This window comes from Actinoplanes sp. NPDC051494 (assembly GCF_044454705.1).
Taxonomy (GTDB): domain Bacteria; phylum Actinomycetota; class Actinomycetes; order Mycobacteriales; family Micromonosporaceae; genus Actinoplanes.
In genome coordinates this window covers 809,360-824,397 of the sequence record NZ_JBITDZ010000003.1, presented here as the reverse complement: position 1 = coordinate 824,397, position 15,038 = coordinate 809,360, and the positions used below count along the sequence as shown (strand labels likewise).

The following is a 15,038-nucleotide window of genomic DNA, read 5'->3' as shown; positions in this document are numbered from 1 at the left end:
CCTCACCGCGATCGACGGTCCCGCGGCGTCGGCGAACGCCCCCCCCCCCCACTGCCTGAGCCCGCCACGGCACCGGCTCCTTGACCTGGAGGAAGCATGTCCGAGCCCACCAACCCGATCTGGCCGTTCTACGAGGACCAGGTCACCACGACCGACGCCACCCCGCCACCGCCGCAGCAGAAACAGCAGCCGAACGACACCCCCACCGCTGCCGTAGAGCCCCGACCAGTACCCATCCCGGCCGCGGAGCCCCAACCATCACCCACCGACACCGCCCCGGCACCACGTACCACCCCAGCACCTCGGCAGGAAAACTCGGCCTCGGTACCCACCCTGGACGACCTGCTCGCCGACCGGCCGGCCCCACCAACAGGTCCGGCCCGCACCGGCTGGCGGGCCACCGTCCGACGCGCCACCGGCGGCCTCATCGCCCCCGGACCCGGTACCGCCGAGATGCGCCACCGCCTCGCCGTGCAGTCCGTACAACGCAGCCTGCGCGGACCCAAGACGGTCGTCGTCGTCAACCCCAAAGGCGGCGCCCACAAAACCACCGCGACCCTGCTGCTGTCCGCCACCTTCGGGGTGCACCGTGGCGGCTACGTCCTCGCCTGGGACAACAACGAGACCCGCGGCACCCTCGGCTGGCGGGCCGCCCCGGCACGGCACGTCAACACCGCCGTCGACCTGCTCGGCGACCTGGACCGCTTCGACGAGGTCCGCAGCGCCCGCGTCGGCGACCTCGACAACTACGTCCGGTCGCAGGGTGACGCGCAGTTCGACGTGCTCGCCAGCGACGAAGACGCCGCCTCCGCGGCGAGCATCGACGCCGACGCCTTCAAGAGGTTGCACCGCACCCTCAGCCGGTTCTACCGCATCCTGTGCATCGACACCGGCAACAACATGCGCGCCTCCAACTGGCAGGCCGCCATCGACGCCGCCGACCAGCTCGTCATTGTCTCCACCATCCGCGAGGACACCTCACAGAGCGCGGCATGGCTGGCAGATGCGCTACGCGCCACCGGCCGCGAAACCTTGGTCGAGAACGCCGTCACCGTCCTGGCCGCACCGACCCGCACACCCGACACCGCGCTACGGGACCGACTGCACCGGCACTTCGGCAAACTCACCCGTGCCGTCCTCGAGGTGCCACACGACCCGGCCCTGGTCGCCGGCGGACCGGTCGCCTTCGACGCACTCACCCCCACCAGCCGCACCGCCTGGCTGCAAGTGACCGCCGCCGTCGCCGACGGACTCTGACCCGTCCCACCGATGCAGCTCAGCCCCGCGCCGTACGGTGGCCAGCATGTCCAGCTGGCCACCCACACTCGTCGGCTGGAGCGTCCTTATTCCGCGCCTGCGCGACGACTACCCGGTATGTCTCATGCATGGCCTGGTCGATGCCGATACGGTCGACACCGGCATCCCGAGCTGCCCGCCCTGCCGACAGGCCCGTCACGATCGCGCATCACCGCGAGGGACGCCTGCACCACTCACCGAACCCGCCCCGGAACGCTGCACGCTACCGGTTCGTCGGCAACACGTGTCAGTGTCGGCCGTACCAGCTCGGCCGCCCGCAGCCCTGACGTTGGGGCTGACCCCGATCAGCCGGCCGCCGCACGAGCCGCCAGGGAGGCTGTAAAGGAAATGAGTGCTGGGCTCAGACCAGGATTGTGGGCTCGGGCGTATTGGTGTCGCTGGGCCGGGACGGGGCTCTGGAGAGGTTGACGTCCGGCTTTACTGGGGAAGGTTCGACCCATAGGAGTCGGGCGACTGCGGCTGGGAGCCACCAGTTGTATTTGCCGAACAGCGACACCGTTGCCGGCACCAGCAGGGCCCGGACGATGGTGGCGTCCAGCAGGATTCCTACGCCGAGGGCGGTGGACAGGATCTTGATGTCGGTCTGGGGGGCTGAGCCCAAGGCGGCGAAAGCGAAAAACAGGATCAGGGCGGCCGAGGTGACCAGGCGTCCGGTTCGACCCAAGCCGTGCTCGACGGCGTACGCGGTGGAGCCGGTGCGGTCGTATTCTTCGCGCATACGGTCCAGGATGAACACCTCATAGTCCATCGAGAGGCCGAACAGGAACGCGAAGATCAGGACCGGTAGCCAGAAGGTCATCGCTCCGGTTCCGGCGATGCCGAAGACCGCTTGGGAGCCGTTGCCGTCCTGCCAGAACCAGGTCGCGATCCCGAAGGCGGCCGCCACGCTGGCCAGGTTGAGCACCACCGCCTTGAGCGGCAGCAGCAGCGATCGGAAGGCGCGCACCAGCAGCACGAAGACGACCAGGGCGATCAGGGCGATGACGTACGGGAACTTGTCGTACACCGCTTTCTGGAAGTCGATCACCTGTGCGCCCGGGCCCGTTACTCCCCCGTAGCCGGGTAGGTCGCTGGTCGCCTTCCGAATCGCGGTCACGACATCGACGCTCGAGTTGTCCACGGTTTCGTGGTCGGGGACCACGATCACCGCGGTGGCTCCGTTCGCGGCGGGCGGGCTGACGATCGCCATCCGTACGCCGGCCACGGATCGTGCCGCGGCGGCGAAGGCCTGGGCGTCACCGCCGGGTTCGACCAGCAACGGCATCGGGGTGAGTACGCCGTCGTCGACACCGCCGGACCGCAGTGATTTCAGTGTGTCGTGGGCCGCGCCGCTGGGGGCGAGCGAGTCGGAACCCGATGAGCCGATCTGCAGCCCGAAGAGCGGGACGATAGCGACCGTCAGCGCGGCGATCGCGGTGCCGGCGGCGATCCAGCGGTAGCGGATCACCCGGCGGGTCCAGGCCAGCCAAGCGGCCGAGGCGTTCTTCTCCTTGCGGATGCGCGGCCAGTCGACCCGTGGCCCGGCGAGGCTCAGCAAAACGGGTAGCAGGCTGAGCACCGCCAACGTGCTGATGAGGGGAATGAGCATGCCGCCGAAACCCATGCTCCGTACCAGTGGCACGTTCACCACGACCAGCGCTACGAGACTGATGGCCACGGTGATCCCGGAGGCCAGCACCGCCTTCCCCGCTGTGGCCATGGCGGTGATGACAGCGTCGTCGTTGGACTTTCCCCCGGCTCGTTCCTCGCGCCAGCGGGAGACCACCAGCAACGAGTAGTCGATTGCCACCCCCAGGCCGATCAGCGCGATCAGGAACTGGACCACGCCTGACACCTCGGTGAACGTGGTCAGGACCAGGACGGCGAGGAAGGTCGACAGGATGGACACGGCCGCGATCATCAGCGGCACGAAGGCCAGGAACGACGCGAAGACGAACACCAGGACGATCAGGGCGCCGGCCGCGCCGATCAGGGTCTCCGCGAGAATGCCTGCCCCCTCGTCGGGCGCGGCATCGCCGGTTACCAATTGCTGATAGCTGATGATCGTCGCGTCCAGCCCCTGCTGCTGCGCCGCCGCTGTCAGGGTCGGCTCGAGGCTCTGGCCCGTGGTGATCACCCCCTGCGCCGGCGGTGCGAAGACCAGCAGGAACGTGCCGCGCCCGTCATCGGTCAGGAACCGCTGGTCCCCGGTGCTGCCGTAGTCGAGCACCAGCCGGCCGGGTAGGACCCGGAGCGCCGCAGAGATGGAGGCCACCTCGGCTCGTTCGATCTTCTTCCCCTCCGGTGCGGTGAGCACCGGCACCGAGGCGGCACCGCCGTCGATGCCGTAGATCCGGGCGAGGTCGGCTTGCGTGTCCGATCCTTCCTGGCCGGGGACGGAGAAGTCGGCCGTCAACCGTTCGGGCACCCGGGCGGCGGCGAAACCCCCGGCGAGCATGGCGACGATCCAGAATCCGACCACCCACCATCGGAATCTCAGGACGGCATAGGCGAATTTCTCCACGGCAGATCCCTTTCGTCGACGAGCCGGCCTGGTGGCCAGATTACTCGCTTCTAGAGTTTCTCGACTCTAGAGGAGCTTTCTAGTCGAGTAAAGTGACGGCATGGAAGAGCACAGTGAGGAAGGCGACACCCTGTTCCGCCCTGGTCAGCGGTCCAGGGTGCTGCAGCTGATGCGCGCCTACACCGACGCTCATCTCGAGCTCACCCGGCACCTGGCCCGATCGCTCGGCGTACACGTGAACGACGCCGTCGCGACCTCGGAAATACTGTGGGCCGAGACCGTCGGCAAACCGTTGACGCCAGCAGGGCTGTCCGACCGCATCGGCCACTCCTCGGGCGCCACAGCGACCCTGCTGAACCGCCTCGAGAACGCCGGACTTGTCACCCGCAGCCGGGAGGACGCCGACCGGCGCATCGTCAGACTCCGCCTGACCCCCGAAGCGCGCTCCCGCACCGAGACGTTCTTCGCCCCCACCGGCAAGCAGATGGACCAGGTTCTCGACGGCTACGATGAGGTTGCTCTCACGCAACTGGAAGGTCTGCTGACCACCATCGTCGCGGTCACCGCCGACCGCAACGAGCACCTTCGCGAGACCTCCAGCTCCACGTTGCCCGGCGAAGACAGGAATTGAGCTAGATCCGCAGCACAGCCTGTCCACCGACCCCCACCGTGGTACAGCTACGCGCGGCGGCGCAGCCGCTCGGCGACGACGTCTGGATCGCCGTCACACTGCCCGGCGGGTACAAGGGTGCCGACGACCTCGACGACGACCTGGTGCCGCTGAGCTAGTCGCGGCCGGGCCTCGCCCGGGACAGGTGCCCGCGCTAAACGGTCGCATGGGGCTCAGTCACGCCGAATGTTCGCAGGAGACCCACGACGTGCACGATCCGGTGGATGAGAAGTTGAGGGGTTGCTCAGGGTGAGCCGGCAGTCGAGCTGGTGGGCGTCGGCCCGGCAGGTCAGCAGGGCTCTGATCACGGCCGCGTCGAGGAACGTGACGCCGGCGAGGTCGACGTCGATGTGCCAGGGGCGGTGCCGGCGCAGCAGGTCGATGACCGTGGGCTGTAACAGTGGTGTGGTGTCGCGGGCCAGCTCGCCGGCTGCGATCAACCGTACGGGATCGGTGCAGCAGACCCTTCTCCGCACGACACCCGGTCAAGTGCTTCTATTTATTTGACCGAGGAGTTTGGACTCAGAATATACAACTTGGCTAGCCAGCAGATCAGTCACGCGGCAGTCAAGGCTTCAGGTAAAACGGACAATCTTTCACGCATCGGCCAGCATGAAAAAGCAAGGGACGTCTGTGGACGCCCAGGAGTGACAAGACGTCCTGGCGCACGTGGTTCTTGCGCGGCAGAGTCGTTGGAATCGTCATGGATAGCCGGCTACCGAATCACACCAGGTTGGGGCCGGTGACGCGAGGCCCCGGCCGTCCGTGATCGCGATCCGGGCGGCTGGGCTGTAACGCTTGCCCTATCGCCCGCTGTTCGTAATCACTGCGTAACGCGAAGTCACTGACTGCCACGCTTCGAAATTGCGGAGTCACAGGGTGTCCCGACGCGCTTAACTGATTGAGGGATTGTCATGGATCAACCCAAGCCCGAGAACTTTCCAGATTCATCCACTGCCGCACCTGATGACCCACCTTCCGCAGTTCCATTGCGCCTTCTCGGCGCCCGTGAAATTCAGAGCCTCTTAAAGGTGAGCCGCATGCGCGCTTACCAAATAACCCGCATCCAAGGCTTTCCGGGACCTGTAGCTGAAATCAATTCTGGGAGAATCTGGCTTGCCGGGGACGTCGAGGAATGGATCCGAATCAACCGTCCCTGGAATATCATCCCAGGAATTCCAGGTGAGGCAGCGGTAAGTGCATAAGGAATGTCTTGTCAGGAAGGTACCCGTAGCGCCACCATCCATTACCTCTCACGCTTGTAGTCGCGATTAGAGGATTCGATGAAACAGGAAGTTCATGAACTAGAGCGAACTCCAATATTTGACAGACTCGCTACTGCGAAGGATTTGCCACCTACAGTAGTCAATACCGAGTTGGACGCGTCACAAAATCTGGAGAGAACAGCACCAGACGTACCCGGTTCCGTACAGACGATCGAGGTCGTTGAAGCCAGGATGCAAGCCACTGGTGCGAGCTTCTATCTCAGTCAAGCCGCTCTCGCACATATCGCACGGGCGGAGACTGTTCTGTACCAGCACCTGACAGTAACGCCGGGCGGGTTGTGTGTCAGTTGCGAGGAGCCGGAGCCGTGCCGGGGGCGGTACGAAGCGCTCGGTGTCCTTGACCGGTATGGCGTTCTTCCTCGGCGTCGGGCGGGTGTGGCGGGGGTTGCGGCGGATCTGAGTGGTCAGTCCTTTGCCGGCTTTGCTGCTCCCCAGACTCGTTCGAACGACGCTCGATGAGTTGCCACCATGCCGTCGTCCCTTCGGCTCTTCAGGTGCAGCACGGGTGCGTGGGCGGCGAGGCGGCCGTAGACGTGCGGGTTGACGAGCATTTCGGCGTCGCTGCGGTAGGTGGAGTTGTAGAGCACCGTGTCGTGGAGCCTTAGGTCTACCCCTGGCTCTGAGGTGAGCGGGACGAGACTCACGAGCGCGGTTCGGATTCGCGCGCTCATGCCGGCGCCGATCCCCTCCTCGGCGCCTCGGTCCGCGACGTGCTTCCCGGCTGGATCACCGAGCGCGATACGTACGCGTACGCCGGCTCTTGCCTTTCTGCGGAGCAGGGCAGGTACCGAAGCGTTCTCGGCCAGGAACAGTGCGCTGTACGCCAGGATGTCAATCTCCTCCTGGGCTCGGCTCAGCAGTCGGGCCCAGGAGTCGGATGGCGCCTCTGAGCGGTGCGGGTAGATGATGCGGACCTCGTCGGCCTCCGTGACGGGATCGGCCGGGCGGGGCAGGCTCGGCCAGAGGTCGTGGGCCTGCCAGCCGGTGAGGTTGACCAGCGCGTCACGGTGCCGGGGGTATGGCAATCGGCCGCTGATCCAGCGTTGGACGGTCTTCGGATCGACGTCGAGACGCGCGGCGACGTCAACTGTGGTTATCCCGGCGCTACCTAGCGCTCGGGCGAGTGGATGTCTCACGCAACGACTCCCATCGCTGGCGAAGTGGCCATCGTAACCAAGAAGTCCCTGGACGTCCTAACGCTGTGGTTCACGTTCTGTCACCCGATCAGGAGACTCGGACCAGACGAGCCAGCGATCGAGAGCGGACGGTGTGGGTCATGCAGAGAGACAGTCGCTCTGAGCGGTCGGCTCGTCAAGCTGCGGACCACTTGGCGTTTGCGCTCGAAGAGGCCGGCTTCGACGTCGGGTTGGAGTTCCCTCATCTGCAGGACGTTCCCAACTCCCGTGGTGCCACGGTCGTGCGTGTCGGGGACATAGACGCTGAGGTCGCGGGCCGACTCGCCGATGCGCTGATGAACGGCCGCAAGGGGACACCGGCAGGTGACGAGTAGCGCGCTGCATAGAGGTGTTCGCTAATCTGCCCGTGTGGATCAGATCGAACGTGCCCGTGACCTCGCGCGTCTGTTGCTGGCCGAGTCGATCCCCCGCCGGTGGGCACACAGTCAGGGCGTCGGCCGGAAGGCCGAGTCGGTCGCTCACCTGGTCGGCGATGACGGACCGGCGATGGTGTCCGCCGCCTGGCTCCATGACGTCGGGTACGCCCCGGATCTCGTAGTCACTGGCATGCACCAGCTCGACGGCGCACGCTACCTCCGCGACGTCGCTCGGGTGGATGATCTGGTCTGCCGGCTGGTGGCCCACCACTCCTGTGCCTACATCGAAGGTCGCAACCGCGGGATCTCCGACCAGCTCCTGAGCGAGTTTCCGCCGGTCGAGGGCGTTTTGTCAGACGCGATGACGTACGCCGACATGACCACCACGCCGGACGGTGAGCCGGTGGAAGTCGAGCGTCGTCTTGCGGAAATCCTGGACCGCTACGGCGACGGTGATCTCGTCGCCGAGTCGATCCGCGAGGCAAGGCCCCTGATCATCAACTCGGTACATGTGATCACGGCGGCCCTGGCCGAACACTGATCATTCAGCGCGGGACAGTGCTCCCTGCTCGTCGCGGCTCCAGCGTCGGCCGGCGCTGTCGAGAAACTCAATCTGTACGGGTTCCGGGTCGACGTACGACCGGAGCCAGTCAGCCGGCGCCAGGCGCTGCACGGTCTGACCTGGCGGAACTAGACCGACGAACTCCGAGCGTGGTTCTTCGTCACCGCGGGCCGGTAACGGCAACTCGACCTCGTAGATCGGCATCGCGCTCGCGTTGTGGATGTGGAAGGCGAGTTCGCGGTTGCCGTCGATCTTGAGGGTGAGTTCGACCCACGCACTGATGCGTTCGGCCTGGGCTCGTCGTTCGTCCTCGGCCCGGTCAGCTTCCCGATGGTGCTCCCGGCGCAGCAGCAGGAATCCGATGACGAACGCTCCCACCGTCCCCACAGCGGCGAACGAGTCCGCGAAGGCTCCGAGCCAGTCGCTATCCAAGGTGCGGGGTCTCCGATGCGGCCAGAAAGTGGTCGAGCCGCATGCGCATCGAGCGGTCCATCGATAGCGACCCGACCTCGCTCCTCGGAACCCACCGGACCTCCGTTGACTCGGCACTGGTGGTCGGAGCTCCACCGATCGGACGGGCAGCGAACACGACGGAGAACTCCTGTCGTACCTCGTCATTGCTGGTGTAGTGGATGACATGCCGGGGGTCGGTAAAGATGCCGACCAGGCCGGTGATGACCACGTCGACACCCGTTTCCTCTGCCGTCTCCCGCACCGCGGTCTCGGGGAGCGACTCGCCGAGGTCCATCGCCCCACCAGGGATTGCCCAGTTGCCGTTGTCCGAGCGCTGGATGAAGAGGATCTCTCCCCTGTCGTTGACGACAACGGCATTGGCCGACGGTACGAGGGATGTCGCCGCGGGCGCCTTCGGGTCGTCGTAGTAGTCGATCCGCTTACCCATGACTGGTCCTCATTTCAGCGGTGTGGCTTCGTCCCAGACATGCTCGAAGCTTTCCAGGTAGGTCGTGACCATGCCACCGCCGGCGGTCCGCCGCAGATGGAGCACCGGTGCCTGCGCCGCGGGGAAGCTGTAAATGTGTGTGTTGACGAGTAGCTGCTCATCGGCGCGGTAGATGGAGTTGTAGAGCACCGTGCGGTGGAGCCGGAACTCGATGCCTTCGACGTCCAGCAGTGGCCGGTACAGCACGAGGGCGTTGTGAATCTTGGCAGCTTGGAGGCCGTCCACGCCCTCGTCCGACCCGCGCTGTGCGACCACCTCGCTGGTGGCGTCACCGAGCAGGATGCGTACGCGTACGCCTTCCTCGGCCTTCTTCCGGAAGATCCGCTGAATGCCCGCGTCCTCCGACACGAAAAGCCCGCTGTAGACGAGGACGCCGATTTCCTCCTCAGCGGTGGCGAAGACGTTGCACCACAGGTCAGACGGCACCGACCACCGATGTGGATAGACGTTGATGATCTCGCTCTCACTGGCGCTGGCGACCTGGTCAGCGCTCAGCACGTCAGGCCACAAGTACACCTCGTCGACCCCGAGGCGCGACGCGACCGCGTACCGGTGTCGCCGATACGGTGTCCGACCGCTGATCCACCGTTCGACGCTCTTCGGATCGACACGAAGCGCCGCCGCCAGATCGGACGGGGTGACCCCGTGTTCCAACATTGCGGTGCGTAGTCGCTCGTTCGGCATCTATTTCCCGTCAGGACGTCCGGCAGCCCGACCAGGTTATGGGAGACGTCTTCGATACGTCCAGCCATGACCTGATCACGTCCCGTCGATTGATCGCATTCTCGATGGCATGCAGATGCCCCCAGCGCATCTGCCGAACTGAGAGGAGATCAGCGATGAACATCCCACTCCCCCGCAACGAGGTTCCGACCTGCCCGTGCGGCGCCCGACTCGGGACCGCGCACCCGGCGCTGTGCCTCAAGTGCGCCGCTCGTACGCGTTGGGCTCGTCGCCACCAGGCGCGCGGCAGCCACAGTGGTGCGGATCGCGCCACCCGGACCCGCCGGGCTCGCCGCCACCGCGGAGGCGGTGCCGCATGACCGTCGCCGTCTCCGCCGTCATCCTGCTCGGAGCGCTCGTCTTCCTGCTCTGGAAGTACGCCCGCATGCCGCTTTGGCAGGCCGCCGTCTGCGCGGCCTTCGGGTACTTCCTTGCCTCGTCGTCGATCGGTCCGGAGATCGGTGACGGCATGCGTTCCCTGGCTCGCTTCATCGCCGGGTTGGACCTGTGAGTCCGGCAGCGCGCCGAAGGCAAGGCAATTCGAATCCCCTTACGGAAGGAAACACAACCAGCCCCATGACTGACGAAACCCACATCCCTCGCCCCACCCTGGACCGGGAGGCAGTCACCGCCCACCTGAACGCCGCCTACGGACGGATGACGCCAGTCGCCATCTGGACCGCGGTAGCCGACATCCCTGTGCTGCTCGCCGAAAATGAGCGGCTCGTACACCTGCTGGCCCGTACACGATGGGACTTCGCTGATCTGCTCGCCGCCGCCCGCGCCACCCTTGGTGCCGATCACGACGGCGAGGCCGACCCCCTGGCCTACCTCCGCGACGCGGTGGCAGAGCACCGGCCTTGGGAGTCGCCCGACACCGCCGAGTCCGCTTGATGAGGGCGTACGGGCGCCGGCACCGCCGGTGGAGCCGTCGCCAGCCGCAACCCCTCCTGCTCGTACCGGATGAGCCACTCCTGATAGGCGCCATCGCTGCGATCGGGCGGGCTCTCTTCAGGTATCGGTCGGAGTCAGCGCCGGCCACGGCCGCAGTAGCCCTCTGGTTCATCGGGCTCTTGCTGCACACCACTCACCCTGAAGCTTGGCTCCTGGTTGCCGTTCTGACGTCCGCAGCGGCACTCGGGGCGGGGCGGAGCGGCTGGCCCTGGGGTCTCGACCGCTCAGCCGAGCGCGTCTACGCAGCGGCGGCCACAGCGATCGCGGGTGCCTGGCTCACCGCCGCCACCGCAGTGAGCCCCGTCCACACACCCCTACCAACCGTTCTCGTGGCCGCAACATGCGTGCTCGCTGTGCCGTGGTGGACCCATCGCCGCCGTCGAACCCGCGTCAGGGTCGATCGCGTCATCAACGCTTGGCCCGACGTCGCGGAGGCGATCGGCCTCACCGGGTCGCGCATCATGTCAGCCGTCGTGGACGCGTGGGGATGGCGTGCCCGTCTAAAGCTTCGGCCGGGACAGAACTTCACCGACGTTGTGGCTCGCGTGCCGGCGATCGAATCGGCCTTGGGGACACGACCCGGAGCGGTCCGGATCGAGCAGGACCCCGCTCATGCCGGCCGCTGTACCATGCGGGTCCTCGCGGTCGACCCACACACCGGCGCCATCCCTTGGCCCGGACCCACGGCCCGGTCCTTGACCGAGCCGATCGACCTGGGCGTCTTCGAGGACGCCACAACCGTTCGTGTGTCGCTCCTTCGGCGACATGCTCTGATCGGAGGCACGACCGACTCAGGCAAGAGCGGCGTACTGAACGTCGTTCTCGGCAACCTCGCCGCTTGCTCCGACGTCGTCCTCTGGGGCATCGACCTCAAGGGCGGCATGGAGTTACGGCCCTGGGCACCATGCCTCGCCCGTCTCGCCACCACACCGGACGAGGCCACCCAACTCCTCGCCGATGCCGTCGCTGTGCTTGACGCCCGCGCCAACGCAGCCGGCCACGACAACACCCGGACGTGGAAACCCACTACCAGGGCACCGGCTCTCGTGATCGTCATCGACGAGTACGCCGAACTCGCCGACACCTCACCGACCGCCGTCTCCCACACGGAATCGGTGGCACGGCGAGGACGTGCGGTCGCCGTCGACCTGCTCGCCGCGACCCAACGTCCGACACAGAAAGCCATGGGCGGCGGGGCACTGCGCTCACAGATGAGCGTCCGCGTCTGCCTGCGCGTCCGGGAACGCCGCGACGTCGACCTCATCCTCGACAAGGGCATGCTCGGCGCAGGCTGGCACGCGCACACCCTCGACGCACCCGGGAAGTTCTACCTTCTCGCCGACGACCACAACCATCCCCGCCGCGCCCGCGCCTACCTGGTCACTGACGACGACGTCCGGACGACTGCCGCTCGGTACGCCGACCAGCGTCCGGAGTTGGACGCACTCTCACAGGCCGCGATCGGCCACGAGGCCCCACAGGTTGAAGTCAAGACCGTTCCTGATCTTGAGCAAGCGCTGTCGGCAGCACCCGACGAGGGACTGACAGTTCCCGAACTCATGCACCTCACCGGCATGCGACGCACATGGATCTACAACCAGCTTCAAGCTCTCGCCACAGCTGGCCGAGCCCGCCAAGTCAGTCGCGGGCACTGGCGAGCCTGACCCGATCGTCCGCGCGGTCGTCCGTCCGCTCGCGCGCGTCTGCGCCCATCGACGCACGGACGGACGACCGCGCGGACAACCCCCCACTCTGACGAAAGGAGGCCCACGATCACTTCGGAACAGCCGAACGATGAGAGGAGAAATCGCAGCATACGAACGCGTACGACGCTGAAATCGAGAACGGGCAGCTCAAGACGTCTCTGGACGTCCCTCTCCCGGAATCCGCCGCCGACGCGTTGTGGCGCATCATCGACCGCGCTCATCGCCGGCTGGATCGGCGAGACCACCGCGACGAAGAAGGCGGCACAGGCGCGGCTCGGACTGACCGAGGTGCCACCCCAACGGATGACCGATGACCAGCTCGACACCATCACGGAGGCCTTCAACGACCTGTTTGCGCTGCTCCGCGACGCTGACCCGCGCGACAAGGGGGAAATCCACAGCCGGATCGGGCTGCGGCTGACGTATCAACCGGGCCTAGAAACAATGATCGCCGAGGTAGCCACCCCGGCGAACGATCGTGTCTTTAGTTGGTGTCCGGAGGGGGACTTGAACCCCCACGTCCGATAAAGGACACTAGCACCTCAAGCTAGCGCGTCTGCCATTCCGCCACCCGGACAAGGTGTATGTGAAGCATACCTGGGGTCGGAACCGGATTTTTACCCGCTCCCGGCTCCCTTCGGTGCCGCACAGGAGAGAACTTTACACGGCCCTTCCGGCGGGTTGAACACACCCCACCCTCACGCGCGCCGGGGGTTGGCGGGCGGCCGGGGCATGCCGCTGAACTGGGATTTTGCGACGGCCGGGTGGGCGACAGCTCGGCTCGGAGACAGAGCTGGGCCGCGGGCCGCCCGGGTGCCAGGACGATCACCGACGACAAAGGCGGCGGGGCAGCGAGCCGGCGGCTACCCGTCATGCGGCTTGTCGGTGACTTCGCGCGGCAGATCGCGCCCCCGGCCCGGTCGCGGCGGGGCTCGGGGCCGTTTGCCGGCGGCGTCTCCGCTGGTTGTCGTGTTGATCTACGCTCCGGCCATGACGAAGACGAGTGGGCCGGCGGTGCGCCGGTTCCGGTCCCGGAATGTCGTGTTGACGGCGACCTTTCTGGCGCTCGCCGCGGGTGGCACCGCGGCCTGTGACTCGTCGACGCCGGCGGATGATGTCGAGGGCTGGGACAGCTCGTACGTCTATGGTTCCGGGCCGGCCCCGGACGTCGAGGACGAAGCGCCGGAGGCCGTGGAAGACGAGCCAGCCGACGACGAGGCGGCTGACGAGGCGGCTGACGAGGTTTTCTACTGCGCCGATGAGGACGGCGAGGTCGTCGATGAGGATCAGTGCGATCCACAGGACACCGCGTTCTATTTTCTCTGGCATTCTTCCGGCTATCCGCGTGGCCTGAAGCCTGGCACCCAGCTCGACGGTGGCGACTACTTCGCTCCGGGCGACCTCGAGAGCCGCCAGGCGTACCGGCTGCCCACCGCCGGCCGGGTCGGCAACGGGACCGTCAAGACCAATGTCGTCGGCCGGTCCAGCGGCGGGCCGGCCGCGGGCAGCAGCGGGCTGCGGTCGTCCGGCGGCTGAGCTGCAACTTCTGATGGTTGGCCGAAAGTTCCGGCACGATCTGAGACTTTCGGGTGCCGATCAAGGGCCACTGATGATCACAAACTGCCAGGTCAGCAGGTATATCTACCATCTTGAATTTGCCGAAACTTCTCCGTAACGTCGGGCCAAATCCCTCACGCGAAGAAGGTCAAGCAATGGCTCATCTGCGCGCACCATGGAAGAACACCGCGCTCCTCGGAGCGGCCGTCGTCGCGGCCGCGGCCCTGGTCACCGTCGGCGCTGCCCCGTCCGAGGCCGCCACCTGCAACGGGTACGTCGGGCTGACCTTCGACGACGGCCCGACGTCCGGCAGCGTCCAGAACCTGCTGTCCGCTCTGCGCTCCAACGGCCTGCGGGCCACGATGTTCAACGAGGGCCAGGACGCGGCGGCGAGTCCCGCGCTGGTCCGGGCGGAGGTCGACGCCGGCATGTGGGTCGGCAACCACAGCTACTCCCACCCGCACCTGATCCAGCAGAGTCAGGCGGCGATCGACTCGGAGATCTCCCGCACCCAGACGGCGATCGCGAACGCGGGCGGCGGCACCCCGAGACTGTTCCGCCCGCCGTACGGCGAGACGAACGCGACGCTGAAGGCCGTCGAGCAGAAGTACGGCCTGACCGAGATCATCTGGGATGTCGACTCGCAGGACTGGAACAATGCCAGCACCGACGCGATCGTGGCGGCCAACGCCCGGCTGACCAACGGCCAGATCATCCTCATGCACGACTGGCCCGCCAACACGCTCGCCGCCATCCCCCGGATCGCCCAGGGCCTGGCCGCCCGCAACCTGTGCGCCGGCATGATCTCGCCCTCGACCGGCCGGGCCGTCGCACCCGACGGCGGGTCCACCCCGCCCACGACGACCCCACCCACGACCACCCCGCCCACGACCCCGCCGGCCGGGGGCAACTGCACCGCGACCGTCATCCCCGGCACCGTCTGGGGCGATCGCTACAACACCACGGTCTCGGTCGCCGGTTCCAGCACCTGGACCGTGACGATCAACCTCACCGCGCCGCAGAAGGTGTCCACGACCTGGAGCGGCACGTTCAGCTGGAGCAACGGCGGCAACACGATGACCGTCAGGCCGGACGGCAGCGGCAACACCTTCGGCTTCACCACCATGACCAACGGCAATGCCGGCGCGCGCCCCCAGGTCACCGGCTGCACGACGACCTGAGGGCTCCGGGCCGGGCGTCACTCTCCCGAGGGATATATGGCATCGACATTTGTCGATAGCGTGAGA

15 protein-coding genes and 1 tRNA gene are annotated in these 15,038 nt (G+C 66.6%); 9 read left to right on the top strand and 7 right to left on the bottom strand.

The window, feature by feature from the left end:
- Nucleotides 1-96 precede the first annotated feature (96 nt).
- Nucleotides 97-1,257 (top strand): cobalamin biosynthesis protein CobQ, encoded by a 1,161-nt coding sequence (locus tag ACIA6A_RS16320; protein ID WP_396098439.1) that lies wholly within the window; start codon nt 97-99, stop codon nt 1,255-1,257.
- A 400-nt stretch (nt 1,258-1,657) separates the two neighbouring features.
- Here ACIA6A_RS16320 and ACIA6A_RS16315 read toward each other — a convergent pair whose 3' ends face one another.
- A complete protein-coding gene (locus tag ACIA6A_RS16315) occupies nt 1,658-3,820 on the bottom strand; it encodes an MMPL family transporter (protein WP_396098438.1) in 2,163 nt (720 codons plus the stop codon).
- Between the two features lie 100 nt (nt 3,821-3,920).
- Here ACIA6A_RS16315 and ACIA6A_RS16310 point away from each other — a divergent pair, with 100 nt between their 5' ends.
- Entirely contained in the window at nt 3,921-4,451 is a 531-nt protein-coding gene (locus ACIA6A_RS16310) for a MarR family winged helix-turn-helix transcriptional regulator (RefSeq protein ID WP_396098437.1), read from the top strand.
- A gap of 212 nt (nt 4,452-4,663) precedes the next feature.
- On the opposite strand, the gene ACIA6A_RS16305 is transcribed toward ACIA6A_RS16310, so the two are convergent.
- A complete protein-coding gene (locus ACIA6A_RS16305; RefSeq protein WP_396098436.1) occupies nt 4,664-4,966 on the bottom strand; it encodes an STAS domain-containing protein in 303 nt (100 codons plus the stop codon).
- A 1,214-nt stretch (nt 4,967-6,180) separates the two neighbouring features.
- Nucleotides 6,181-6,912, bottom strand: a complete 732-nt coding sequence (locus tag ACIA6A_RS16300; protein ID WP_396098435.1) for an XRE family transcriptional regulator — start codon at nt 6,910-6,912, stop codon at nt 6,181-6,183.
- Between the two features lie 408 nt (nt 6,913-7,320).
- On the opposite strand from ACIA6A_RS16300, the gene ACIA6A_RS16295 reads away from it, so the two are divergent.
- Nucleotides 7,321-7,869, top strand: a complete 549-nt coding sequence (locus tag ACIA6A_RS16295; RefSeq protein WP_396098434.1) for an HD domain-containing protein — start codon at nt 7,321-7,323, stop codon at nt 7,867-7,869.
- Here ACIA6A_RS16295 and ACIA6A_RS16290 read toward each other — a convergent pair whose 3' ends face one another.
- The 3 genes from ACIA6A_RS16290 to ACIA6A_RS16280 are packed head-to-tail and all read right to left on the bottom strand — an operon-like array spanning nt 7,870 to nt 9,535.
- The gene (locus tag ACIA6A_RS16290; RefSeq protein ID WP_396098433.1) at nt 7,870-8,322 is read right to left on the bottom strand and encodes a hypothetical protein; all 453 of its coding nucleotides are present in this window, start codon (nt 8,320-8,322) and stop codon (nt 7,870-7,872) included.
- Nucleotides 8,315-8,791, bottom strand: a complete 477-nt coding sequence (locus tag ACIA6A_RS16285) for an NUDIX hydrolase (protein ID WP_396098432.1) — start codon at nt 8,789-8,791, stop codon at nt 8,315-8,317. The genes ACIA6A_RS16290 and ACIA6A_RS16285 overlap by 8 nt, the downstream gene beginning before the upstream one ends.
- 9 nt (nt 8,792-8,800) lie before the next feature.
- The gene (locus ACIA6A_RS16280) at nt 8,801-9,535 is read right to left on the bottom strand and encodes a helix-turn-helix domain-containing protein (RefSeq protein WP_396098431.1); all 735 of its coding nucleotides are present in this window, start codon (nt 9,533-9,535) and stop codon (nt 8,801-8,803) included.
- Nucleotides 9,536-9,890: 355 nt separating this feature from the next.
- On the opposite strand from ACIA6A_RS16280, the gene ACIA6A_RS16275 reads away from it, so the two are divergent.
- The 4 genes from ACIA6A_RS16275 (at nt 9,891) to ACIA6A_RS16260 (ending at nt 12,762) form a co-directional block, all read left to right on the top strand.
- Nucleotides 9,891-10,085 (top strand): hypothetical protein, encoded by a 195-nt coding sequence (locus tag ACIA6A_RS16275; protein ID WP_396098430.1) that lies wholly within the window; start codon nt 9,891-9,893, stop codon nt 10,083-10,085.
- 65 nt (nt 10,086-10,150) lie between these two features.
- Nucleotides 10,151-10,468, top strand: a complete 318-nt coding sequence (locus tag ACIA6A_RS16270; protein ID WP_396098429.1) for a hypothetical protein — start codon at nt 10,151-10,153, stop codon at nt 10,466-10,468.
- Nucleotides 10,469-11,223: 755 nt separating this feature from the next.
- Nucleotides 11,224-12,192, top strand: coding sequence for an FtsK/SpoIIIE domain-containing protein (locus ACIA6A_RS16265; RefSeq protein WP_396098428.1), 969 nt, complete (start codon nt 11,224-11,226; stop codon nt 12,190-12,192).
- Between the two features lie 345 nt (nt 12,193-12,537).
- Nucleotides 12,538-12,762: a hypothetical protein gene (locus ACIA6A_RS16260; protein WP_396098427.1), complete on the top strand. Its 225-nt coding sequence runs from the start codon at nt 12,538-12,540 to the stop codon at nt 12,760-12,762.
- Here the strand turns inward: ACIA6A_RS16260 and ACIA6A_RS16255 are convergent.
- Nucleotides 12,724-12,811, bottom strand: a tRNA-Leu gene (locus ACIA6A_RS16255). The genes ACIA6A_RS16260 and ACIA6A_RS16255 overlap by 39 nt on opposite strands.
- 413 nt (nt 12,812-13,224) lie before the next feature.
- Here ACIA6A_RS16255 and ACIA6A_RS16250 point away from each other — a divergent pair.
- Together ACIA6A_RS16250 and ACIA6A_RS16245 are read left to right on the top strand one after the other, a co-directional pair.
- A complete protein-coding gene (locus tag ACIA6A_RS16250) occupies nt 13,225-13,770 on the top strand; it encodes a hypothetical protein (protein WP_396098426.1) in 546 nt (181 codons plus the stop codon).
- A gap of 176 nt (nt 13,771-13,946) precedes the next feature.
- On the top strand, nt 13,947-14,972 hold the full coding sequence (locus tag ACIA6A_RS16245; protein WP_396098424.1) for a polysaccharide deacetylase family protein: 1,026 nt from the start codon (nt 13,947-13,949) through the stop codon (nt 14,970-14,972).
- Nucleotides 14,973-15,038: the final 66 nt, after the last annotated feature.

Excerpts from the sequence above, each read along its gene's own strand:
- ACIA6A_RS16320 (WP_396098439.1), top strand. The coding sequence starts at position 97 with ATGTCCGAGCCCACCAACCCGATCTGGCCGTTCTACGAGGACCAGGTC.
- ACIA6A_RS16310 (WP_396098437.1), top strand. The coding sequence starts at position 3,921 with ATGGAAGAGCACAGTGAGGAAGGCGACACCCTGTTCCGCCCTGGTCAG.
- ACIA6A_RS16285 (WP_396098432.1), bottom strand. The coding sequence starts at position 8,791 with ATGGGTAAGCGGATCGACTACTACGACGACCCGAAGGCGCCCGCGGCG.
- ACIA6A_RS16280 (WP_396098431.1), bottom strand. The coding sequence starts at position 9,535 with ATGCCGAACGAGCGACTACGCACCGCAATGTTGGAACACGGGGTCACC.
- ACIA6A_RS16275 (WP_396098430.1), top strand. The coding sequence starts at position 9,891 with ATGACCGTCGCCGTCTCCGCCGTCATCCTGCTCGGAGCGCTCGTCTTC.
- ACIA6A_RS16270 (WP_396098429.1), top strand. The coding sequence starts at position 10,151 with ATGACTGACGAAACCCACATCCCTCGCCCCACCCTGGACCGGGAGGCA.
- ACIA6A_RS16260 (WP_396098427.1), top strand. The coding sequence starts at position 12,538 with ATGACCGATGACCAGCTCGACACCATCACGGAGGCCTTCAACGACCTG.
- ACIA6A_RS16250 (WP_396098426.1), top strand. The coding sequence starts at position 13,225 with ATGACGAAGACGAGTGGGCCGGCGGTGCGCCGGTTCCGGTCCCGGAAT.
- ACIA6A_RS16245 (WP_396098424.1), top strand. The coding sequence starts at position 13,947 with ATGGCTCATCTGCGCGCACCATGGAAGAACACCGCGCTCCTCGGAGCG.